The sequence below is a fragment of the Kitasatospora sp. NPDC028055 genome, assembly GCF_040637885.1.
Lineage (GTDB): Bacteria > Actinomycetota > Actinomycetes > Streptomycetales > Streptomycetaceae > Kitasatospora.
On record NZ_JBEZXE010000031.1, the window covers coordinates 85,584 to 107,736 of the forward strand.

Annotated in this window: 17 protein-coding genes and 1 riboswitch; of the genes, 11 read left to right on the forward strand and 6 right to left on the reverse strand. The window is 74.1% G+C overall.

Annotation, left to right across the window (positions count from 1 at the left end; genetic code table 11):
- Positions 1-25: 25 nt before the first annotated feature.
- The 3 genes from AB0F71_RS26635 to AB0F71_RS26645 all read left to right on the forward strand — a co-directional run bounded on the left by AB0F71_RS26635 (position 26) and on the right by AB0F71_RS26645 (position 3,587).
- Positions 26-1,018 (forward strand): ABC transporter permease, encoded by a 993-nt coding sequence (locus tag AB0F71_RS26635; RefSeq protein WP_360238827.1) that lies wholly within the window; start codon positions 26-28, stop codon positions 1,016-1,018.
- A 47-nt stretch (positions 1,019-1,065) separates the two neighbouring features.
- Complete coding sequence (locus tag AB0F71_RS26640) at positions 1,066-2,790, forward strand: ABC transporter ATP-binding protein (RefSeq protein WP_360238829.1); 1,725 nt, start codon at positions 1,066-1,068, stop codon at positions 2,788-2,790.
- Positions 2,791-3,023: 233 nt separating this feature from the next.
- On the forward strand, positions 3,024-3,587 hold the full coding sequence (locus AB0F71_RS26645; protein ID WP_360238831.1) for an EF-hand domain-containing protein: 564 nt from the start codon (positions 3,024-3,026) through the stop codon (positions 3,585-3,587).
- A gap of 112 nt (positions 3,588-3,699) precedes the next feature.
- On the opposite strand, the gene AB0F71_RS26650 is transcribed toward AB0F71_RS26645, so the two are convergent.
- A complete protein-coding gene (locus AB0F71_RS26650; RefSeq protein WP_360238832.1) occupies positions 3,700-4,734 on the reverse strand; it encodes an EamA family transporter in 1,035 nt (344 codons plus the stop codon).
- A gap of 134 nt (positions 4,735-4,868) precedes the next feature.
- On the opposite strand from AB0F71_RS26650, the gene AB0F71_RS26655 reads away from it, so the two are divergent.
- The 6 genes from AB0F71_RS26655 (at position 4,869) to AB0F71_RS26680 (ending at position 9,432) form a co-directional block, all read left to right on the forward strand.
- Positions 4,869-5,312 carry a gamma-glutamylcyclotransferase family protein gene (locus tag AB0F71_RS26655; protein ID WP_360238834.1) on the forward strand — a complete coding sequence of 148 codons (444 nt, stop codon included), beginning with the start codon at positions 4,869-4,871 and terminating at the stop codon, positions 5,310-5,312.
- Positions 5,313-5,507: 195 nt separating this feature from the next.
- Complete coding sequence (gene cbiE / locus AB0F71_RS26660) at positions 5,508-6,740, forward strand: precorrin-6y C5,15-methyltransferase (decarboxylating) subunit CbiE (RefSeq protein WP_360238880.1); 1,233 nt, start codon at positions 5,508-5,510, stop codon at positions 6,738-6,740.
- Positions 6,737-7,498, forward strand: coding sequence for a precorrin-4 C(11)-methyltransferase (gene cobM, locus AB0F71_RS26665; protein ID WP_360238836.1), 762 nt, complete (start codon positions 6,737-6,739; stop codon positions 7,496-7,498). The genes cbiE and cobM overlap by 4 nt, the downstream gene beginning before the upstream one ends.
- Positions 7,495-8,274 carry a cobalt-precorrin-6A reductase gene (locus AB0F71_RS26670; protein WP_360238838.1) on the forward strand — a complete coding sequence of 260 codons (780 nt, stop codon included), beginning with the start codon at positions 7,495-7,497 and terminating at the stop codon, positions 8,272-8,274. Before cobM ends, AB0F71_RS26670 begins: the two co-directional genes overlap by 4 nt.
- A gap of 57 nt (positions 8,275-8,331) precedes the next feature.
- The gene (locus AB0F71_RS26675; RefSeq protein ID WP_360238840.1) at positions 8,332-8,835 is read left to right on the forward strand and encodes a DinB family protein; all 504 of its coding nucleotides are present in this window, start codon (positions 8,332-8,334) and stop codon (positions 8,833-8,835) included.
- 90 nt (positions 8,836-8,925) lie between these two features.
- The gene (locus AB0F71_RS26680; protein WP_360238842.1) at positions 8,926-9,432 is read left to right on the forward strand and encodes a protein phosphatase; all 507 of its coding nucleotides are present in this window, start codon (positions 8,926-8,928) and stop codon (positions 9,430-9,432) included.
- Positions 9,433-9,457: 25 nt separating this feature from the next.
- On the opposite strand, the gene AB0F71_RS26685 is transcribed toward AB0F71_RS26680, so the two are convergent.
- Positions 9,458-10,987, reverse strand: coding sequence for a UDP-N-acetylglucosamine 1-carboxyvinyltransferase (locus AB0F71_RS26685; RefSeq protein WP_360238844.1), 1,530 nt, complete (start codon positions 10,985-10,987; stop codon positions 9,458-9,460).
- A gap of 193 nt (positions 10,988-11,180) precedes the next feature.
- The gene (locus tag AB0F71_RS26690; protein ID WP_360238846.1) at positions 11,181-12,413 is read right to left on the reverse strand and encodes a cobalt-precorrin-5B (C(1))-methyltransferase; all 1,233 of its coding nucleotides are present in this window, start codon (positions 12,411-12,413) and stop codon (positions 11,181-11,183) included.
- Positions 12,414-12,716: 303 nt separating this feature from the next.
- On the opposite strand from AB0F71_RS26690, the gene AB0F71_RS26695 reads away from it, so the two are divergent.
- Positions 12,717-14,456, forward strand: a complete 1,740-nt coding sequence (locus AB0F71_RS26695) for a TIGR03767 family metallophosphoesterase (RefSeq protein WP_360238848.1) — start codon at positions 12,717-12,719, stop codon at positions 14,454-14,456.
- Positions 14,457-14,599: 143 nt separating this feature from the next.
- On the opposite strand, the gene AB0F71_RS26700 is transcribed toward AB0F71_RS26695, so the two are convergent.
- From AB0F71_RS26700 to AB0F71_RS26710, 3 genes are read right to left on the reverse strand one after another with little or no spacing between them, the layout of a single operon-like run.
- Positions 14,600-16,138: a precorrin-2 C(20)-methyltransferase gene (locus tag AB0F71_RS26700; RefSeq protein WP_360238850.1), complete on the reverse strand. Its 1,539-nt coding sequence runs from the start codon at positions 16,136-16,138 to the stop codon at positions 14,600-14,602.
- Positions 16,135-16,761, reverse strand: a complete 627-nt coding sequence (locus AB0F71_RS26705; protein ID WP_360238852.1) for a precorrin-8X methylmutase — start codon at positions 16,759-16,761, stop codon at positions 16,135-16,137. The genes AB0F71_RS26700 and AB0F71_RS26705 overlap by 4 nt, the downstream gene beginning before the upstream one ends.
- Positions 16,758-18,092 (reverse strand): hypothetical protein, encoded by a 1,335-nt coding sequence (locus tag AB0F71_RS26710; protein ID WP_360238854.1) that lies wholly within the window; start codon positions 18,090-18,092, stop codon positions 16,758-16,760. Before AB0F71_RS26710 ends, AB0F71_RS26705 begins: the two co-directional genes overlap by 4 nt.
- A 259-nt stretch (positions 18,093-18,351) precedes the next feature.
- A riboswitch (cobalamin riboswitch) is annotated at positions 18,352-18,437 on the forward strand.
- A 157-nt stretch (positions 18,438-18,594) separates the two neighbouring features.
- Between AB0F71_RS26710 and cobN the strand changes: the two genes are divergently transcribed.
- Positions 18,595-22,153: cobaltochelatase subunit CobN (gene cobN, locus AB0F71_RS26715; RefSeq protein ID WP_360238856.1), on the forward strand; the 3,559-nt coding region annotated here is incomplete at its 3' end.

Sequence of the window (22,153 nt, forward strand, 5' to 3'; positions counted from 1 at the left end):
CCGTCCCGTCGACCCTGGATCGGCCATGCTCTCCTTCGCCCTGCGGCGCACCCTCCAGGCGCTCGGCGTCCTGCTCGCGGTCTCCGCCGCCGCCTTCGCCCTCTTCTACGCCGCGCCCGCCGACCCCGCCCGGGCCGCCTGCGGCCCGCGCTGCGACAGCGGACAGATCGCGGCGGTGCGCCAGAGCATGGGCCTGGACCAGCCGCTGCTCGCCCAGTACACCGACTACCTGGTCGGCGTGGTCGCCGGGCGGGACGTCAACGACGTGGACGGCTCGGTCATCCACTGCGCGGCCCCCTGCCTCGGCTACTCCTACCGGCTGCACCAGCCCGTCACCGAGGCGCTGACCGAACACCTGCCGGTCACCCTCTCGCTGACCGCCGGGGCGCTCGCCGTCCTGCTGGTCCTCGGCCTCGGCACCGGGTTCGTCTCCGCGCTGCGGCACGGCCGCCGCACCGACCGGCTGCTGTCCGGCTTCACCCTGGTCGGCGCGAGCGTGCAGATCTACTTCCTCGGCTACCTCGCGCAGTGGGCGCTGGTGTACTCGACGGGCCTGCTGCCGCTGCCCTCCTACACCCCGCCGGGCGAGGACCCGGCGGCCTGGGCGGGCGGGATGCTGCTCCCCTGGCTCGTCCTCGGTTTCGTCAACTCGGCCGTGTTCGCCCGGCTCTCGCGCTCCCAGCTGCTGGAGACCATGAACGAGGAGTACGTCCGCACCGCCCGCGGCAAGGGGCTGGGGCGGCTGCGCGCCCACCTCAAGTACACCTCGCGCGGGGCCGCCGGGCCGCTGGTGCAGCTGCTCGGGCTGGAGGCCGGGGTGCTGCTCGGCGGGGCGGTGATCACCGAGACGGTGTTCGGGCTGAACGGGGTCGGCCGGTTCGCCGCCCAGGCGGTGTCCGGGCAGGACCTGCCGGCCGTGGTCGGCGCGGTGCTGCTGGCCGCCTGCTTCGTGGTGCTGTTCGTCGCGCTGGCGGACCTGGCGGTGGCCTGGCTCGACCCGCGCATCCGGCTGGACTGAGAGGAACCACAACGATGAAGTCTCCCGAATCCCAAGGTGGTCGTCCGGTGAACGCCGAACCGGTGCTCAGTGTGCGGGACTTGACGGTCGAGTTCGCCGATCCGCGCGGCGGTGCCCCGGTGACCGCCGTCCGGGGCCTGTCCTTCGACCTCGCGGCGGGTGAAGTCCTCGGCCTGGTCGGCGAGTCGGGCTCCGGGAAGTCCACCGTCGGACTGGCCCTGCTCGGCCTGCACGACCCGCGGACCACCGCCGTCACCGGCTCGATCCGGCTGGACGGAACGGAGTTGGTGGGCGCCGGGGAGTCCGTACTGCGCGGCGTCCGGGGCGGCCGGGCCGCACTGGTCTTCCAGGACGCGCTCACCTCGCTCAGCCCCTTCCACGGCGTCGGCGCCCAACTCGCCGAGATGTACCGGCTGCACCATCCGGAGGCCGGGCGGGCCGAGGCCCGCCGACGGGCCGCCGCGATGCTCGACCGGGTCGGCATCCCCGCCGCCCGGCTGCGCGACTACCCGCACCAGTTCTCCGGCGGGATGCGGCAGCGGGTGATGATCGCGATGGCGCTGATGAACGACCCGAAGCTGCTGGTCGCGGACGAGCCGACCACCGCACTGGACGCCCGGGTCCAGCGCCAGGTCCTCGACCTGCTGGGCGAGTTGCAGCGCGAGCATGGCACGGCGGTGCTGCTGGTCAGCCACGACCTCGGCGTGGTCGCCGGGACGACGGACCGCACCCTGGTGCTGCGCGACGGCGCCGAGGTCGAGTCCGCGCCGACCGGCGAGCTGCTCGCCGCGCCGCGCCGCCCGTACACCCGCGCCCTGGTGGGCGCGGCGTTGCGGCTGGACTCGGTACCGGGCAGCGCGCTTCCGACGGTCGACGATCCGTCGCCCACGCGGAAGTTCGCGCCCAGGCCGACGGCGGCCGGGCGTCCCGGGCATCCTGAGCGCCTCGGGCGCACCGGGCGCACCGGGCGCACCGGGCGCACCGGGCGCACCGGGCGGTGGCTGGTGGAGGTGGAGGAGCTCTCCGTGCACTTCCCCGGGCGGCGGCGCCTGCCCTCGCTCCGGGCCGAGCCGGTCCGGGCGGTGGAGGGGGTGAGCCTGCGGATCGCACCGGGCGAGACGCTCGGACTGGTCGGCGAGTCCGGCTCCGGCAAGTCCACCACCTCCCGGGTGCTGGCCGGGCTGCAACGCCCCACCGGCGGACGGGTCCGCTACGACGGCCAGGACGCCACCCGACCGGACCGGGAGCTGCGCCGCTGGCTCAGCCGGGAGATCCAGCTGGTCTTCCAGGACCCGTACGCCTCGCTCAACCCGCGCCGCACCGTCGCCCAGACCCTCGACACCCCGCTGCGGCTGCACACCCCGCTGGGCCCGGCGCAGCGGCGCGAGCGCGCGGCCGAGCTGCTGGAGCAGGTCGGGCTGCCCGCCGGGCACCTGGACCGCTACCCGCACGAGTTCTCCGGCGGGCAGCGGCAGCGGATCGGCATCGCCCGGGCCCTGGCGCCCGAACCGCGGCTGATCATCGCGGACGAGCCGGTCTCGGCGCTCGACGTGTCGGTGCAGGCGCAGGTGCTCAACCTGCTGATGGAGCTGCGGGAGCGGCTCGGCGTCGCCTTCTTGTTCGTCTCGCACGACCTCGCGGTGGTGCGGCACTTCTGCGACCGGGTGGCGGTGATGCACCGGGGGCGGCTGGTGGAGTCGACCGACCGGGAGCGGCTGTTCGAGGCGCCGCACACCGAGTACACCCGGGAGTTGCTGGCGGCGGCGCACTGAAGGCGGGTGCCGGGGTGGCGGGGCAGGGGTGGCGGCGCGGCGGCCGGAGTCGTACGTCTGGGCCGACCACCAGGGGGCTGAGCACCAGACGGCTGAGCAGCCGCCCGGGCGCCGTCGTTCGAATTTCGTTCTGCTGCGCGAGCGCGGCTCCAGGCGTTAGCGTGCTGGCGACGTGACGTCGCTCAACGCGCCGCGGACGTGGAGCCGCAGCGCCGGCCACCGAAGGGGGCACATTGTCGGACGACCTGCTCATCGCGAAGATCAATCACGGTTTCGACCACCTCGACGCCGACGGGGACGGTCTGCTCACCGAGCGGGACCACGTGCTGATGGGCCACTCGGTGGCCCGCTCGCTCGGCCACCAGGAGGGTTCGGAGGCGGAGGCCGTGATCGTCCGCGCCTACCTGACGGTCTGGCACGACCTCCACCTCGTCGGAAAGCCCGCCGGCACGGAGGCCATCACCCGCGAGCAGTTCGTCGCCTCGACCGGCGCACTCGCCGACGACCCGCAGGCCGCCCGGGAGATCCTCGGCGCCCTGGCCGAGGCCTTCCTCACGGTCGCCGACGCCGACCGCAGCGGCACCGTGGACGCCGGCGAGTTCTTCGTGTTCCAGCGCGGCCACTTCGCCGGGCTCTGCCGTGACGACGCGGACGAGGCCTTCCGCCACCTCGACCTCGACGGGGACGGGACGCTGTCGGCCGCCGAGTTCACCAGCGCGATCGTCGAGTACTGGACCAGCCGCGACCCGGAGGCACCGGGCAACTGGTGGACGGGGAAGCCGCCCGCCGCGCTCTGACCGCGCGGGCGCGGCACCGGCCTGTACGGGATGCGGACGCGGGCTCGGAGCCCGGCGCGGGCGGATCGTCCGGGTCAGCCGGTCGGGACGATCTGCCCGGCCACGGTGCCGATCAGCGCCGACCGGCCTTCGACGGACCCCGGCTGACGCTCACCACCAGACAGACCCCGGCCACCACGATCGCCCCGCCCACCAGGGTCGGCGCGGTCAGCGGCTCGGCCAGGATCAGCCAGCCCAGCAGCACCGCGACCACCGGGTTCACGTACGCGTAGGTACCCACCAGGGTCAGCGGGGCCGAGCGCAGCAGCCAGGCGTACGCGGTGAAGGCGAGCAGCGAGCCGAACAGCACCAGGTAGGCGAGGGCCAGCCAGGACCGGCCGGAGACGGCCCCCGGGTCGAACCCGTGCTGCTCGCCGCGGGCCAGCCCGACCAGCAGGTCGCAGAGGCCGCCGGCCAGCATCTGGTACGCGCTCGCCGCGAGCACGTTGCCCGGCATCGGGATCTTCTTGCTCGCGAAGGAGCCGGCCGCCCAGCACAGCGTGGCGCTGATGATCAGAACCACACCCAGCGGCTCGATCGAGCCGCCGATCGCGGGGGCGGACAGCACGCCGAGGCCCACCAGGCCGAGCAGCACCCCGGCCAGCTCGGCGCGCTTCGGGCGCTCCCCGCCGCCGAAGGCCGTCAGCACGACCATCCAGAGCGGCACCGCGGCGACCAGCAGGGCGGTCAGTCCGGAGGGGACGGAGGTCTCGCCGAGCACCACCAGGCCGTTGCCGCCGGTCAGCAGCAGCAGGCCGACCAGGGCCGCGGAGGCCAGCTGGCGACGGCTCACCCGCAGGCCGGCCGGGCCCTGGCGGATCAGCAGGAAGCCGACCAGCAGCAGTCCGGCGGTGAGGAAGCGGGCGGCGGCCGAGAAGAAGGAGGGCATCGTCTCGACCACGATCCGGATCCCGAGGTAGGTCGAGCCCCAGACCACGTAGACCACGGCGAGGGCCGCCCAGACCGCGCCGGAGAGCCGGGCGGCGGGGGCGGGCGCGGGGGCTGCGGCGGTGGCGGCGGCAGGAGCGGTGACGGGCGCGGCGGCGGTGGGACCGGGCGGGGTGCTGCCGGGGGTCGCTGCCGGTGACGGGGAGGCGGGCGATGTCATGTGTGTCCCCCTAGGACGGTGCTGGCCGAATATCCGATATGACAGCGCATCGGCGGCCCGGAGCGCCAGTGGGTTCCACGGATCGGTCGGCTGCACGTACCGTGGGCGCTCCCCCCAGCGAGGAGGTCGAACCCGTGTCCGCGCCCGAGCAGGCCCCACCGGCGGAAGCGGCCCTGCCGTTCTTCGTGTACGGCACCCTGCGCAGCGGCGGCCGCAACCACGCCGTCCACCTGGCCGGACGCTGCGCCGCGATCCGCCCGGCGGTACTGGAGGGCGCCGCCCTGCACGAGGGCCCGGGGTTCCCGTACGCGGTGCCGGACCCGACGCCCGGGCGCCGGGTCGTCGGCGAACTGGTCACCGTACGCCCTGGCGCTTACCCCGGGGCGCTCGCGGCCCTGGACCGGCTGGAGGAGTGCCGGGCGGACGGTACGGGGCTGTACGTACGGCGCCGACTGGTGGTCCGGACGGCGGCGGGCGAACCGTGCGAGGCCTGGGTGTACCTCGCCGGACCGGCGGCCGAGGCACGGTTGCGGGCCCGGCCCGCGCTGATCCCCTCGGGGGACTGGGCCGACCGGTGAGAGCCGGCAGGTGACAGGTAACAGGTGACAGCGTTCAACTTTCAGATTTCAGATTTCAGATGTTGAAATCTGAAATCTGAAAGTTGAACGCTGAAAGTTGAAACCTGTCAGCCCACCGGGCTGCCGCCCGCAGACCGCCAGGTAGGCTGCCCCGGCCAGCAGGAACGAACCACGAGGAGCGACCCGGTGCCCGAGCTGCCCCCTCCGATCACCGTCGTCGGGATCGGGGCCGACGGCTGGCCCGGCCTCGCCGCCGGATCCCGGGCCGCCCTGCAGTCCGCCGAGGTGGTCATCGGCGGCCCCCGGCAGCTGGAGCTGCTCCCCCGCGACGCCGTCCCCGCCGAGCGCCTCGCCTGGCCGTCCCCGCTGCGCCCGGCCGTCCCGGGGCTGCTCGCCGAGCACGCCGGGCGCCGCATCGCCGTACTGGCCAGCGGCGACCCGATGTTCTTCGGGATCGGCCGCACCCTCGCCGAGACCGTCGGAGCCGAGCGGCTGCGCGTCCTGCCGCACCCCTCCTCCGTCTCCTACGCCTGCGCCCGGCTCGGCTGGCCGCTGGAGGCGACCGAGGTGGTCAGCCTGGTCGGCCGGCCGCCGGCCACCCTCGCCCTCGCCCTCCACCCCGGCCGCCGGCTGCTGGTGCTCAGCACCGACGCCGGCACCCCCGCCGCCGTCGCCGCCCTGCTCACCGAGCACGGCTTCGGCACCGCCCGGCTGCGCGTGCTGGAGCAACTCGGCGACGACGCCCGCGAGCGGGAGCTCGACGGTCGCGCCGACGACTGGCCGCACCCGCCCGGCGACCCGCTGAACCTGATCGCCGTCGAACTCGGCGAGGGCCCGCGCAGGTCGCTCGTCCCCGGTCTGCCCGACGAGGCGTACGAGAGCGACGGCCAGCTCACCAAGCGGCACGTCCGCGCCGCCACCCTGGCCACCCTCGCCCCCTCCCCCGGCGAACTGCTCTGGGACGTCGGCGGCGGCTCCGGCTCGATCGCCGTCGAGTGGCTGCGCGCCCACCGGGACTGCCAGGCCGTCAGCATCGAGCGCGACCCCGTCCGGGCCGAACGGATCGCCCGCAACGCCACCGCGCTGGGCGTCCCCCGGCTCCGGGTGGTGACCGGCCGCGCCCCCGATGCACTCGCCGAACTCCCCGCCCCCGACGCCGTGTTCATCGGCGGCGGTCTCACCGCCCCCGGTCTGCTGGACAGTTGCTGGGCCGCACTGCGCCCCGGCGGACGGCTGGTCGCCAACACCGTGACGCTGGAGTCCGAGGCACTGCTCACCGAGTGGTACCGGCGCCACGGCGGGGAGTTGGTCAAACTGGCCGTCGCCCACGCCGTCCCGGTCGGCGGTTTCACCGGGTGGCGGCAGGCCATGCCGGTCACCCAGTGGTCCGCCGTCAAGCCCAACACCCCCCAGGAGGAAGCCTCGTGACCGTCTACTTCATCGGAGCCGGCCCGGGCGCCGCCGACCTGATCACGCTGCGCGGCCAGCGCCTCCTGGCTCGCGCCGAGGTCTGCCTCTACGCCGGCAGCCTCGTCCCGCGCGAGCTGCTGGACGAGTGCCCGCCCGGCGCCCGGCTGGTCGACACCGCCCAGCTCAACCTGGACCAGATCGTCGCCGAGCTGGTCGCCGCGCACGAGGCCGGCCGGGACGTGGCCCGGCTGCACTCCGGAGACCCCTCCGTCTTCTCCGCCGTCGCCGAGCAGATGCGCCGGCTGGACGCGGCCGGGGTGCCGTACGAGGTGGTCCCCGGCGTTCCCGCCTTCGCCGCCGCCGCGGCCGCGTTGAAGCGGGAGTTGACGGTGCCGACCGTCGGCCAGACCGTCATCCTCACCCGGATCGCCAAGCGCGCCACCCCGATGCCGGAGGGCGAGGACCTCGCCACCCTCGGCCGCAGCGGCGCCCTGCTGGTGCTGCACCTGGCCGCCGGCTACGTGGACGACGTGGTCGAGCAGTTGCTCCCGCACTACGGCGCCGACTGCCCGGCCGCCGTGGTCGCGATGGCCAGCCGCCCCGACGAGCTGGTGCTGCGCGGCACGCTGGCCGACATCGCCGGGCAGGTCAAGGCGGCGGGCGTGGTGCGCACCGCCGTCATCCTGGTCGGCCGCACCCTCGCCGCCGAGCAGTTCCGCGACAGCCACCTGTACTCGGCGGACCGCGAGCGGCCGCACGAGCCCTGCGGCGCATGAGTCGGCCGGACCGGGCGTCCGCGCCCCTCCACCGACCGACCCACGTACTGGTCCTCGGCGGGACGACGGAGGGGCGGGCGCTGGCCGTCGCACTGGACGGCCGGCCGGGCCTGCGGGTCACCAGTTCGCTGGCCGGACGGGTCGCCCGGCCCCGGCTGCCCGTCGGCGAGGTGCGGATCGGCGGCTTCGGCGGCCCGGAAGGGCTGGCCGACTGGCTGCGGACCGAGGCGGTGGACGCCGTGGTCGACGCCACCCACCCGTTCGCCGCCGGGATGTCGCACAACGCCGCGCTCGCGGCCGCCGCCACCGGCGTCCCGCTGCTGGTGCTGCGCCGCCCCGGTTTCGCGCCCGTCGCCGGGGACCGCTGGCACCTCGTCCCCTCCCTCACGGCCGCCGCCGAGCTGCTGCCCGGCCTCGGCCGCCGGGTCTTCCTCAGCTCCGGCCGCCAGGGCATCGCCGCCTTCGCCGACCTGGACGGGCTGCACTTCCTGGCCCGCTCGGTGGACCCACCCGAGCCGCCGCTGCCGCCCTCGCTCCAAGTGCTGCTGGACCGCGGCCCGTTCACCCTCGACGGCGAGCGGGCGCTGCTGCGCGAGCACCGGATCGACGTGGTGGTCACCAAGGACAGCGGCGGCGCCGCGACCGCGCCCAAGCTGACCGCCGCCCGTGAACTCGGGCTGCCCGTGGTCGTGGTGGAACGCCCGCCGGTGCCGGCGGGCCTGCCGGTGGCACCGGACGTGGCGGGCGCGGTGAGCTGGCTGGAGCGGTCGGCCTGACGCGTCCACCCAGTGGAATGGTCAGCGGCACCGCCGACCGCCCGGCACGATGGCGCGATGACCGCTGATCAGCGCACCACCACCCTGCGGACCGCCGACGAGCGGGCCACCCTGGCGAGCTTCCTCGACCACCAGCGCGACACCCTGGCGATGAAGTGCGCCGGGCTGAGCCCCGAACAACTCCGCACCCGGGCACTGGAACCCTCCGGGCTCTCCCTCCTCGGCCTGGTCCGCCACCTCGCCGAGGTGGAGCGCAGTTGGTTCCGCAACGTCCTCGCCGACGACGCCGTTCCGGCCTTCTGGAAGAACCCCGACGGCAGCTTCGCCGAGTGGGACGCCGAGACCGCCGACCCGGAGGAGGCCTTCGCGATCTGGCGCCGCGAGTGCGCACACGCGCGGGAACTTGTCGCCGCTGCGGAGTCGTTGGACGTCCAGGGCCACTACGGCGAGGAGGTGTTCTCGCTGCGCTGGATCCTCACCCACATGATCGAGGAGTACGCCCGCCACAACGGCCACGCCGACCTCCTGCGCGAGCACCTCGACGGCAGCACGGGCGAGTAGCCGGACGGGCGAGAAGACGCGCGGGCGAGAACGCACGCGGGCGAGGAGACGTAATGGGGCCGACGCGTCGCCGGGCCGGAAGGAGCAGGAATGCGGACCCGCCAGAAGGACCGCGACGTCCACGGGCCGCAGGAGCCCTGGAACGAGATCGTCCCCAGGCTCTGGATGGGCGGACACTACTGCACCCCGCCCGGCGGTGAGCTCCAACCCGTCGTCGCCGGGCGGCAGTTCGACCTGGTCGTCAGCCTCTTCACGCTCCCCGGCCACGGCCCGGCCCCGGGGGTCGAGCACGTCGTCCGGGAGGTGCCCGACCGGCCGCTCTCCCCCGGTCAGCTGCTCGCCGTCCAGGAGGCCGCGGAACTCACCGCCGCCGCCGTACGCGGGGGCCGCCGGACGCTGGTGCGCTGCCACTCGGGCTACAACCGCTCGGGCCTGGTGGTCGCCCAGGCGATGGTCGGCCTCGGGCACGAGCCGGACGGGGCGGTCCGGCTGATCCGGGAGCGGCGCTCGCCCTGGGCGCTGAACAACCAGGTGTTCGTGGAGTACCTGAACAGCGGGTTGGACGTGGCGATCCTGCTGACCGGCCTCAGCAGCTGAGGCCGGTCAGGGAGATGACGGTCCGTCAGATGTCGCGGAAGGTCTCGATCTGGGCGCCGATGGAGTTGAGGCGCTCGGCGAGGTCCTCGTAACCGCGGTTGATGACGTAGACGTTGCGCAGCACCGAGGTGCCCTGCGCGGCGAGCATCGCGAGCAGGATGACCACGGCCGGGCGCAGTGCGGGCGGGCACATCATCTCGGCGGCGCGCCAGCGGGTCGGGCCCTGGACCAGGACGCGGTGCGGGTCGAGCAGCTTGACGTCCGCGCCGAGCCGGGTCAGCTCGGTGAGGTAGATCGCGCGGTTGTCGTAGACCCAGTCGTGGATCATCGTGGTGCCGTGCGCGGCCGCGGCGATGGCGGCGAAGAACGGCACGTTGTCGATGTTGATGCCGGGGAACGGCATCGGGTGGATGGTGTCGATCGGCGCGGTCAGCTTGGAGGGGCGCACGGTGAGGTCGACGAGCCGGGTGTGGCCGTTGTGGGCCCGGTACTCCGGGGTCCGGTCGTAGTCGAGGCCCATGCCCTCCAGCACCGCGAGCTCGATCTCCAGGAACTCGATCGGCACCCGGCGGATCGTCAGCTCGGAGGAGGTGACGACGGCGGCGGCGAGCAGGCTCATCGCCTCCACCGGGTCCTCGGCCGGGGTGTAGTCGACGTCACAGCTGATCTCGGGGACGCCGTGGACGGTGAGGGTGGTGGTGCCGATGCCCTCGATCTTCACGCCCAGCTTCTCCAGGAAGAAGCAGAGGTCCTGGACCATGTAGTTGGGCGAGGCGTTGCGGATGACGCTCACGCCGTCGTGCCGCGCGGCGGCCAGCAGGGCGTTCTCGGTGACGGTGTCCCCGCGCTCGGTCAGCACGATCGGGCGGTCCAGCGGGGTACCCGGCTCGACCGAGGCGTGGTAGGCGCCACCGGTGGTGGCGACCTCCAGGCCGAAGCGCCGCAGCGCCGTCAGGTGCGGCTGGACGGTGCGGGTGCCGAGGTCGCAGCCGCCCGCGTACGGGATGGCGAAGCGCTGGGCGCGGTGCATCAGCGGGCCGAGGAACATCAGCACGCTGCGGGTGCGGCGGGCCGCCTCGACGTCCATCGCGGCGAGGTCGAGCTCGGCCGGCGGGGTGAGTTCGAGGTCGCGGCCGTCGTTCAGCCAGCGGCTCTTGACGCCGATGCTGGTGAGCACCTCGAGGATGCGGTAGACCTCCTCGATCCGGGCGACGCTGCGGATCGTGGTGCGGCCGGTGGTCAGCAGCGAGGCGCAGAGGATCGCGACGCAGGCGTTCTTGCTGCTGCGGACCTCGATCGCGCCGGAGAGACGGGTGCCGCCGGTGACCCGCAGGTGCATCGGGCCGGAGTAGCCGAGGGAGACGATCTCGCTGTTGAGGGCATCGCCGATGCGCGCGATCATCTCAAGGCTGACGTTCTGCTTGCCCTGTTCGATGCGGTTGACCGCGCTCTGGCTGGTGCCGAGTGCCTCGCCGAGCTGCGCCTGGGACCAGCCGCGATGCTGGCGCGCGGTACGGATGAGGGTGCCGATACGGGTGAGGTAGTCGCCTGTCACTCGGCAGACCATATCTCATGGTTGAGATGGCACCAGAATCAAGAATGGGCGCGGCGCCACTTTTGTCCGTTTCTCGCCCCGTATGACTCCTGGATCTTCACATCACCACACGATAGTTCTGAGCTTCCGCTGTACGGGTGAGGCGGCCAACTGGGCGCCGTTCAGGGGCCAACCGCTGTGGGCCGGGCGCCGTTCAGGGGCCGAGCGGCTCCGCCCGGCCGACGACGGCGCCGGCGCGGTCGATGCAGATGACGTCCACCGCGACCGGCGAACCGCGCAGCACCCCGAGCGCCGTCGCCCGGGCCGCCTCGGCGACCAGGTCCCCCAGCGGCACCCCGGCCGCCCGGCACAACTGCACCGCCTCCAGGCCGGTGTTGGCCGCCGCCACCGCCGCGGCCAGGTCCTCGTCCGCCCCGCCCTGCCGGGCCAGTTCGGCCAGGTAGCCCTTGTCCACCTGGGAGCGCGCCGAGTGCAGGTCGAGGTGCCCGTGGGCGAGCTTGGACAGCTTGGCGAAGCCGCCCGCGATGGTCAGCCTCGGCACGGGGTGGCGCTTGAGGTACTTGAGGACGGCCCCGGCGAAGTCGCCCATGTCCAGCAGGGCGTCCTCGGGCAGTCCGTGCACCGCGACCGCGACCTTCTCCGAGGTCGAACCGGTGCAGCCCGCCACGTGGGTGCGCCCGGCCGCCCGGGCCACGTCCACACCGCGACGGATCGAGTCGATCCAGGCCGAGCAGGAGTAGGGGACGACGATCCCGGTGGTGCCGAGGATGGACAGCCCGCCGAGGATGCCGAGCCGGGGATTCCAGGTCGAGCGGGCGATCTCCTCGCCGTGGTCGACGGAGATCTCCACCACCACGTCCCCGCCACCGCCGTGCGCCGCCGCCACCTCGGCCACCGCCTCGCGGATCATCTGCCGGGGCACCGGGTTGATCGCGGGCTCACCGACCGCCAGCGGCAGGCCGGCCTTGGTGACGGTGCCGACCCCGGGGCCGGCCCGGAACACCACGCCGGCGCCCGGCTCGCCGAGCCTTACGGTCGCGCGGATCAGGGCGCCGTGGGTCACGTCGGGGTCGTCGCCGGCGTCCTTGACCACTCCGGCCGTGGCGGCGACCGGCCGCTGGGGGGCGGCGGGCGGGCGGTCGGCGGAGGTCGGGCCGTCGGCGGGCGGGTCGCCGGCGGAGGCCGGGCCTGCGTCGGCGGGCCGCTCGGCGGGGAGGACAAGCTCCTCGACCGCGAGGGCGAAGGCCGGCTGCTGGCCCTTGGGGAGGGTGATGGTCACCGGGTCCGGGAACTCGCCGGTGAGCAGCGCCGTGTACGCGGCCTTGGTGGCGGCGGTCGCGCAGGCACCCGTCGTCCAGCCGTGCCGCAGACCGCTGCTCCTCAGCTGGCCGGCCCGGCCTCCCGCCTCGGCTCCCGCTGCGGCCACCTGCGCCTCGCTTCCGCGTTCCGTTCACGCCCGCCCCGACCACCTCGGTCGCACCCGCCGATTCTCCCCCATCCGCACCACCACCCGGAGCCCGGGGCCCGGGGCGTCCGGCCGAGGACGGCGCCCGGCCCGGGGCCGGAGCGGGGAGCCCCCGCCGTTCTCGAACTGTTCTTCGCACGGGTCTCGCTCCGTGCGACTACCAGCGAGTAATCTGTCGCTCCGTTATTTAGCGGGTTCATGACGTGGTCCGGCGACTGGGGCATCCGGCCGGGCCGCCAGTATGTGGGGGTTTCTGTGGCAGGTATGAGACGTCGTACGTTCCTGACCGGCACCTCGGTGGCCGCCGCCTGGTCGGCCCTGTCGCTGGGCGGCGCCCAGCTCGCCACGGCCGCGGGCCGGGACCGGGCGTTGGCGACCACGGCCGCGCGGGCCGTCAACGTCACCGGAACCACCCTGGAGCAGGTGGCCACCCCGACCGGGGCCGGCTCCTACAAGCGGCTGGCGGCCGGACCGGGTTGGCCGCTGATGGTGCGCGGGGAGCTCGCGGCCCCCGGCAGCGGGCGGGACGACCGCCGCACCGGCTTGGCCAGCTTCGTCCAGTTCAGCGACCTGCACCTGGTGGACACCGAGTCCCCGGTGCGCTTCGAGTTCCTGGCCAAGTTCAACGACAGCGCCTACCGGCCGCAGGAGGCCCTGAACGCCCGTGGCGTCTCGGCCCTGGTCGAGCGGGTCAACTCGCTGGCCGGCGGCCCCTACACCGGAATGCCGTTCAGCCTGGTGATGGCCACCGGTGACAACACCGACAACCACGAGCTGGCCGAGCTGGACTGGTACCTCACCGTCATGGGCGGCGGGCGGATGGCCCAGAACACCGGCGACCCGACCCGCTACGAGGGCGTGCAGAACTCCGGCAACTCGGCCTTCTGGAACCCCGAACTCTCCTACGCCGACGTCTACAAGGCGAAGGGCTTCCCGCAGGTGCCCGGCTTCCTGTCCGCGGCCGGCCGGCCCTTCGACGCGCCGGGCCTCAAGACCCCCTGGTACACCACCGTCGGCAACCACGACGACAGCATCGAGGGCTCGCTGCCCGACTTCGGGCTGCTGAACGACCTCTACACGGGCGGGCTCAAGCTGGAGGGCTGCGACGACGCGACCGCCGCCCAGCTGATGGACTCGCTGCGGCGCGACCCGGCGGGCGCCGTCCTGCTGCTCGGCAAGCTGCTCGCGAACGGCGAGGCGGTGCGCCGCATCACCCCGGACGAGCGCCGCCACCCGTTCACCCTCAAGCAGTTCGCCAAGGCCCACCTCGACCCGGCCGTCACCGGCGCCGGCCCGTACGGGCACGGCTTCACCTCGGACATGGTGAGCAGCGGCAAGCTCTACTACACCTTCCGGATCTCGGAGAAGGTCCTCGGCATCAGCCTGGACACCACCAACCAGGCCGGATTCGCCGACGGTTCGCTCGGCACCGCTCAACTGCGCTGGCTGGAGCAGCAGTTGAAGAACCACAGCGGGCACTGGTACGACACCAACGGGAACCGGGTGAACGGTGGCAGCACCGACGACGTGATCCTGGTGTTCAGCCACCACACCAGCGGCTCGATGGGCAACCTGCTGCCCGACCCGCGCAACATCTTCGAGAAGCGGCACGACGGCAACGAGTTGGTCGCCCTGCTGCAGCGCTACCCGAACGTGGTCGCCTGGGTGAACGGGCACACCCACATGAACAAGATCACCGCGCACGGCCACGCGGTGCCGGAGCGGGCGTTCTGGGAGATCAACACCGCCTCGCACATCGACTACCCGCAGCACGGGCGGATCATCGAGATCGCGGACAACGGCGACGGCACCCTGTCGCTGTTCACCACGCTGATCGAGTCCTCCGCGCCGTACGCGACGGACTTCGGCAGCACCTCGGACACCAACCTGGCCGCGCTGTACCGGGAGCTCTCGTACAACGACCCCAACGGCCGGGTCTCCGCGCTGCTGGGCGCCGGGGAGGACCACAACACCGAGCTGCTGATCACCAAGCCGACCCGGTGACGGCCGCGGCGGGAACGGGCCGACGGCTCACGAGCAACGACAAACGCTGACGACCAACGGCTGACGACTGACGGCTGACAGAAAACAGGGAACAGATAACAGCTGACAGATTTCATTATCTGTCAGCTGTTATCTGTCATCCGTTACACGTCCTCCGGGTACCGCCGAGGCGTCCAGACGACCTCGACCCCGCCGCCCCGCTCGACCGCCCGGGTCTGCGAGGAGCCGATCAGCAGGATGGTCCGCATGTCGACCAGCGCCGGGTCCAGCTCGCCCAGCCGGACGATCCGGATCCGCTCGGTCGGCCCGCCGACGTCGCGGGCCATCACCACCGGGGTCTCCGGAGCGCGGTACTCCAGCAGCAGGTCCCGGGTCAGGCCGACCTGGGTGGTGCGGGACTTCGAGCCCGGGTTGTACAGCGCCAGCACCAGGTCCGCCTCGGCGGCGGCGCGCAGCCGCTTGGCCACCACATCCCAGGGCTTGAGCCGGTCCGAGAGCGACACCACCGCGTAGTCGTGCCCGAGCGGGGCGCCCGCGCGGGAGGCGGCCGCGTGGGCGGCGGTCATCCCGGGGACGATCCGCACCGGTACGTCCCGGTAGTCCGCCTCGCAGGCGACCTCCAGCACGGCGGTGGCCATCGCGAACACCCCCGGGTCGCCCGAGGACACCACGCAGACCCGGTGCCCGCGCCGGGCGAGGTCCAGGGCGAACTCGGCGCGCTCCGACTCGACCTTGTTGTCCGAACCGTGCCGCCGCTGCCCCGGCCGCTCGGGCACCCGGTCCAGGTAGGTGGTGTAGCCGACCAGGTCGGTGGCCTCGGCCAGCGCACCGCGCGCCTCGGCGGTGAGCCAGAGCGGCCCGGCCGGCCCGGTGCCGACCACGGTCACGCTGCCGACGCCCTCCGCGAGCCGGACGACCGGCTCCAGCGGCGCGACCTTGCTCGGCAGCACCGCCACCGAGAAGTAGGGGACGCTCTCCCCCTCGACCTCGGCGAGCGGGGCGATCCGCTCCCCGTCCATGAAGGCGCGCTCCACGTACTGGGCGTCCTCCAGCCGGCCGGCCCGCTCCAGCGCCCGCCGGACGGCCGGGAAGGTGCGGCCCAGCTTCATGATCACCGCGGAGTCGGCGGCGGCGATCCGCGCCGTGAGCTCCTCCTCGGGCAGCGTGCCGGGGATGACGGTGAGGGTCTCCTCGGCCTCGGTCAGCGGCTGCCCGAGCCGGGCGGCGGCCGCGCTGACCGAGGTCACGCCGGGCACCACCTCGGTCGGGTAGCGGTGCGCGAGACGCTTGTGCATGTGCTGGTAGGAGCCGTAGAACAGCGGGTCACCCTCGGCGAGGACGACGACGTCGCGCCCGGCGTCCAGGTGGGCGGCCAGCCGGGCGGCGGCCTCCTCGTAGAACTCGTCCAGGGCGCCCCGGTAGCCGCCGGGGTGGTCGGTGGTCTCCACGGTGAGCGGGTAGACCAGCTTCTCCTCGATCTGACCACCCGTCAGATAGCGCTCGGCGATCGAGCGCGCGATGGAGCGGCCGTGCCGGGCGCTGTGGTACGCCACCACGTCGGCCTTGCCGATGAGTTCGGCCGCGCGGACGGTCACCAGCGAGGGATCGCCCGGGCCGAGCCCGACGCCGTACAGTCGACCGGTGCCCTCGGGCCCGGCGGTAGCGATCTGACGGTCCGTCACTCTTCTTCGCTCGCAATCGCGTTGATGGCGGCTGCGGCGATCGCGCTGCCGCCGCGTCGGCCGCGCACCACCAAGTGCTCCAGGCCGGAGTGGTGTTCGGCCAGCGCCTGCTTGGACTCGGCGGCGCCGATGAAGCCGACCGGCACGCCGATCACCGCGGCCGGGCGCGGTGCGCCGGCCTCGATCATCTCCAGCAGCCGGAACAGCGAGGTCGGCGCATTGCCCACGGCGACCACCGCGCCCTCCAGCCGGGGCAGCCACAGCTCCATGGCCGCCGCGCTGCGGGTGTTGCCCATGGCGCGGGCCAGTTCGGGCACCGAGGGGTCGGTGAGGGTGCAGATCACCTCGTTGTCGGCGGGCAGCCGCTTACGGGTCACCCCGCTCGCCACCATGTTGACGTCGCACAGGATCGGCGCACCGGCGTGCAGCGCCGCGCGCGCCGAGGCGACCACGCCGGGCGAGTACACCAGGTCCTCGACCAGGTCGGTCATCCCGCAGGCGTGGATCATCCGCACCGCGACCTGGGAGACGTCCGCCGGGAGGGCGGCCAGATCGGCCTCCGCACGGATGGTGGCAAAGGACTGGCGGTAGATGGACGCGCCGTCCTTCTCGTACTCGATCACTTCGTGGTCCTCCTGGCCTCGGCGACCGCCTCGGCCATCTCCTCGTTCGTCACGTCCACCGGAACGCCCGCGGGGGTGCCCGCGGTCGTGGCCGGCCCGTTCACCGTCACCCGGTAGCCGTGCCCCGTGGCGAGCACGTCCACCCACTGCCCGGCCGGGTGGCCGCAGCGCCGCTCGCAGCCCGACCAGTGGACCGGCAGTGCGCCGCCCCCGGCCTCCAACGCCCCGGCCTCCGACGCTCCGGCCTCCGACGCCGCGCGCTCCAACGCCCGGGCCGCGTCGGCCCGTACGTCGGCCAGCGACTTGGCGCAGCCCGGCAACCCCGTGCAGGCGGTGGCCCGCTCCCAGGCCGAGCCGGGCTCGGTCCGCAACCCCGCGGCCGCCAGTGCGGGCAGCCGATCGGCGGGTGCGCCGGGCAGCACCGCGCCCCGCCAGGGGGTCAGCCGCAGTTCGCCGGTCGAGGCGGCGACCAGCGCTCGCCACTGGCCGGCGTCGGCCCGCCCGAAGCGCATGCCGACCGAGAGCCCGCCGGGCAGCGCACCAACCGCGGGCAAAACACCGACCGCAGGCAGCGCACCGGCCGCGGGCAGCACACCGACCGGGACGGCGGCGGCCCCGGCGAACGCGGGCAGCGGCACCGTGCCGGGCGGCAGCAGCTCGGGCACCTCACGCAGGTGCCAGGCCTTGCGGCCCCCGCTGCGCAACGCGTCCAGGAAGGCACGGGCCGCGTCCAGCACGGCCGTCACCTCCCGCCCGGCCTCGACCGGCCGCCCGCGGGCGGCCCGCCCGAGCCGCAGCAGCGCCGGGCCGTCCGGGGCTGCGATCAATGTCACATCGGCGTCGAGCGCGGCGACGTCGCCCCGCCCGTCGTCCAGCGCGAACAGGAACTTGCCGGAGAGCCCGGCCGCCCAGTCGCTCGCGCACAGCCGCGCGTCCAGTTCCCGCACCCAGGCCTGCACATCGGCGTTCCCGGCCGCGTCCAGCCCGGCCAGCGGCGAGGCGACGATGTTGCGCACCCGCTCATGGGTGTCCGAGGGCAGCAGTCCGACGGCGCGCAGCCGGTCGGCGAGTTCGGCCCCGCAGTCCGCGGCCAGGCCGCGGAGTTGGACGTTGCCGCGCGAGGTGGTCTCCAACTCCCCGTCGCCCAGGGCCTCCGCGGCCTCGACCAGGGCCAGCGCCTGACGGTCCGTCAGCAGTCCGCCGGGCAGTCGGACCCGGGCGAGGCCGCCGTCGTCGGCGGTGTGCAGGCGAAGGGCCCCGGGGCAGGCGTCGGCGCGCCCCCGGTCGGGCACGGCGGCGCCCGGCGCGGTGGCGTCGGGTGTCGGTGGCATGGCGGCGAGCATACAGATGATCCGATCGCTTGCCTCCGTCCGCTGCGTCACACCGGCGGCTCACCGGGCGGCACGGCCGAAGCACACCGAACCGGCCGCCCGGCGCCGGTGAGCGCCGTGCGCCCGCCCGTGCGCCGGGCGGCGGACAGCCCGTGCCCCGGGCCCGGCGAAGCCGCCCCTCCCCCCAGGTCAGCCGCACCCCGTACGATGCTGGCGGGCGGTCCCCAGCGGGCCGCCCGACGCCAGCGACGGCGCAGGGGAGGAAACCGGTGCAAGCCCGGTGCGGTCCCGCCACTGTGACCGCGGTTCACCGGGAGACCGGTCGGCCGCGGGAGCCAGGAACTCCCGCCGTCCTCCACCGGCCCGGGGCGCGGACCCCGAGGAAGGCAGAAATGCACCAGCGCTGTCGCATGCCCGCGCCCGTTCCACCGGCCACCACCGCGGCCGACCCGGCCACCACCGAGGCCATCCTGGCCACCGAAGAGGCCGGGAGGGCCTTCGCATGATCCTGCTGCTGTCGACGTCCGACACCGACCTGCTCAGCGCCCGGGCCGCGACCGGACCGGTCCCGTACCGGCTCGGCAACCCGGCCCGGCTGACGCCCGAGGACCTGCCCGCACTGCTGGAGGGCACCGACCTGGTCGTGGTCCGCCTGCTCGGCGGCCGCCGCGCCTGGCAGGAGGGCCTGGACGCGCTGCTGGCCGGCCCCCGCCCGGTGGTCGTGCTGACCGGTGAACAGGCCCCCGACGCCCAGCTGATGGAGCTCTCCACCGTCCCGGCCGGCATCGCCGCCGAGGCGCACGCCTACCTGGCCCACGGCGGCGCGGCCAACCTGGCCGAGCTCGGCGCCTTCCTCTCCGACACCGTGCTGCTCACCGGCCACGGCTTCGCCCCGCCCGCCTCCGCCCCGGCCTGGGGCCCGCTGGAGCGCGAAGCCCGTACGGAGAGCGGCCCGACCGTCGCGGTGCTCTACTACCGCGCCCACCACATGAGCGGCAACACCGCCTTCGTGGAGACCCTCTGCCGGGCGATCGAGGACCAGGGCGCCCGGGCGAGGGCCTACTACTGCGCCTCGCTGCGCGGCGCCGAGCCCGAGCTGCTGGCCGCGCTCGGCGAGGCCGACGCGATCGTCACCACCGTGCTCGCCGCCGGCGGCACCCGCCCGGCCGACGCCCAGGCCGGCGGGGACGAGGAGGCCTGGGACGCCGGAGCGCTGGCCGCCCTCGACCGCCCGATCCTCCAGGCGCTCTGCCTCACCTGGTCGCGCGCCCAGTGGGAGGCCAGCGACGACGGCCTGTCCCCGCTGGACACCGCCACCCAGATCGCCGTGCCCGAGTTCGACGGCCGGCTGATCAGCGTCCCGTTCTCCTTCAAGGAGCTGGACGAGGACGGCCTGACGGTCTACGCCGCCGACCCGGAGCGCGCCGCCCGCGTCGCCGGCACCGCCGTCAAGCACGCCCGGCTGCGGCACGTCCCGGCCGCCGAGCGCCGCCTCGCGCTGGTGCTGTCCGCCTACCCGACCAAGCACTCCCGGGTCGGCAACGCCGTCGGCCTGGACACCCCGGCCAGCGCGATGCGCCTGCTGGAGCGGCTGCGCGCGGACGGCATGGACCTCGGCTCCGCCCTGCCCGGCTTCAACGCCCCCACCGACGGCGGCGAGGAGGACGGCCACGAGGGCGACGCCCTGATCCACGCCCTGATCGCGGCCGGCGGCTACGACCAGGACTGGCTCACCGAGGACCAGCTGGCCCGCAACCCCGTCCGCATCCCGGCCGCCGACTACCGCCGCTGGTACGCCACCCTCCCCGGCGCCCTGCGCGAGCAGGTCGAGCAGCACTGGGGCCCGGCCCCCGGCGAGCTGTACGTGGACCGCTCGCAGAACCCGGACGGCGACATCGTGCTCGCCGCGATCCGCTCCGGGAACCTGCTGGTGCTCATCCAGCCGCCGCGCGGCTTCGGCGAGAACCCGGTCGCGATCTACCACGACCCGGACCTCCCGCCGAGCCACCACTACCTGGCCGCCTACCGCTGGATCGAGGCCGCCCAGGAGGACGGCGGCTTCGGCGCCCACGCCGTCATCCACCTCGGCAAGCACGGCAACCTGGAGTGGCTGCCCGGCAAGACCGCCGCGCTGTCGGCCGAATGCGGCCCGGACGCCGTCCTCGGCGACCTTCCGCTGATCTACCCCTTCCTGGTCAACGACCCGGGCGAGGGCACCCAGGCCAAGCGCCGCGCCCACGCCACCCTGGTCGACCACCTCGTCCCGCCGATGGCCCGCGCCGACTCCTACGGCGACATCGCGCGGCTGGAGCAGCTGCTCGACGAGCACTCCAACATCGCCGCGATGGACCCGGCCAAGCTGCCCGCGATCCGCGCCCAGATCTGGACCCTGATCCAGGCCGCCAAGCTGGACCACGACCTCGGCCTGGACGAGCGCCCCGAGGACGACGGCTTCGACGACTTCCTGCTGCACGTCGACGGCTGGCTGTGCGAGATCAAGGACGCCCAGATCCGCGACGGCCTGCACGTCCTCGGCCAGGCCCCGGCCGGCACCGACCGGGTCAACATCGTGCTCGCCATCCTGCGCGCCCGGCAGATCTGGGGCGGCGTCAGCGCGCTGCCCGGCCTGCGCGAGGCGCTCGGCCTGGACGAGGCGGCCCTCACCCTCGGCGCCACCGACGCGGCCGAGGCACAGGCCCGCGCCCTGGTCGAGGCGATGGAGGCCGAGGACTGGGCACCCGAGGCGGTGGAGAAGGTCGCCGCCGAACTGCCGGAGGCCGTCCGCGCGGCCGTCGGCGAGGTGCTGACCTTCGCCGCCACCCAGGTGGTGCCGCGACTGTCCGCCACCACCGACGAACTGGACGCCGTGCTGCACGCGCTCCACGGCGGCTTCGTCCCGGCCGGCCCCTCCGGCTCGCCGCTGCGCGGCCTGGTCAACGTGCTGCCGACCGGCCGCAACTTCTACTCCGTCGACCCGAAGGCCGTCCCCAGCAAGCTCGCCTGGGAGACCGGCCAGGCGCTCGCCGCCTCGCTGGTCGAGCGGTACACCGCCGACAACGACGGCGCCTACCCGCCCTCGGTCGGGCTCTCGCTCTGGGGCACCAGCGCGATGCGCACCGCCGGCGACGACATCGCCGAGGCCTTCGCCCTGCTCGGCGTCCGCCCGGTCTGGGACGACGCCTCGCGCCGGGTCACCGGCCTGGAGCCGATCTCGCTCGCCGAACTCGGCCGCCCGCGCATCGACGTCACGCTGCGCATCTCCGGCTTCTTCCGGGACGCCTTCCCGCACGTGGTCGCCCTGCTGGACGACGCGGTGCGCCTGGCCGCCGCCCAGGAGGAGCCCGCGGCCGACAACTTCGTCCGCGCCCACGTCCAGGCCGACCTCGCCGTGCACGGCGACGAGCGCAAGGCCACCGTCCGCGTCTTCGGCTCCCGCCCGGGCACCTACGGCGCGGGCCTGCTCCAGCTCATCGACAGCCGCGACTGGCGCACCGACGCCGACCTCGCCGAGGTCTACACCGTCTGGGGCGGCTACGCGTACGGCCGCGGCCTGGACGGGCGACCGGCGCGCGAGGAGATGGAGACCGCGTACAAGCGGATCACCGTCGCCGCGAAGAACACCGACACCCGCGAGCACGACATCGCCGACTCGGACGACTACTTCCAGTACCACGGCGGCATGGTGGCCACCGTGCGCGCCCTCACCGGCAAGGCCCCGACCGCCTACATCGGCGACTCGACCCGCCCGGAGACGGTCCGCACCCGCACCCTGACCGAGGAGGCCGCCCGCGTCTTCCGCGCCCGGGTGGTCAACCCGCGCTGGATCGAGGCGATGCGGCGCCACGGCTACAAGGGCGCCTTCGAGATGGCCGCGACGGTCGACTACCTGTTCGGCTACGACGCCACCACGGGCGTGGTCGCGGACTGGATGTACGAGAAGCTCACCCAGGAGTACGTCCTCGACCCGGTCAACCGCGAGTTCCTGGCGGGCGCCAACCCGTGGGCGCTGCACGGCATCAGCGAGCGCCTGCTGGAGGCGGCGAGCCGCGGGCTGTGGGAGC

Bases quoted from the DNA above. Each gene is read 5' to 3' on its own strand.
- AB0F71_RS26635 (WP_360238827.1), top strand. From the start codon at position 26: ATGCTCTCCTTCGCCCTGCGGCGCACCCTCCAGGCGCTCGGCGTCCTG.
- AB0F71_RS26650 (WP_360238832.1), bottom strand. From the start codon at position 4,734: ATGACATCGCCCGCCTCCCCGTCACCGGCAGCGACCCCCGGCAGCACC.
- AB0F71_RS26670 (WP_360238838.1), top strand. From the start codon at position 7,495: ATGAGTCGGCCGGACCGGGCGTCCGCGCCCCTCCACCGACCGACCCAC.
- AB0F71_RS26675 (WP_360238840.1), top strand. From the start codon at position 8,332: ATGACCGCTGATCAGCGCACCACCACCCTGCGGACCGCCGACGAGCGG.
- AB0F71_RS26680 (WP_360238842.1), top strand. From the start codon at position 8,926: ATGCGGACCCGCCAGAAGGACCGCGACGTCCACGGGCCGCAGGAGCCC.
- AB0F71_RS26695 (WP_360238848.1), top strand. From the start codon at position 12,717: ATGAGACGTCGTACGTTCCTGACCGGCACCTCGGTGGCCGCCGCCTGG.
- AB0F71_RS26710 (WP_360238854.1), bottom strand. From the start codon at position 18,092: ATGCCACCGACACCCGACGCCACCGCGCCGGGCGCCGCCGTGCCCGAC.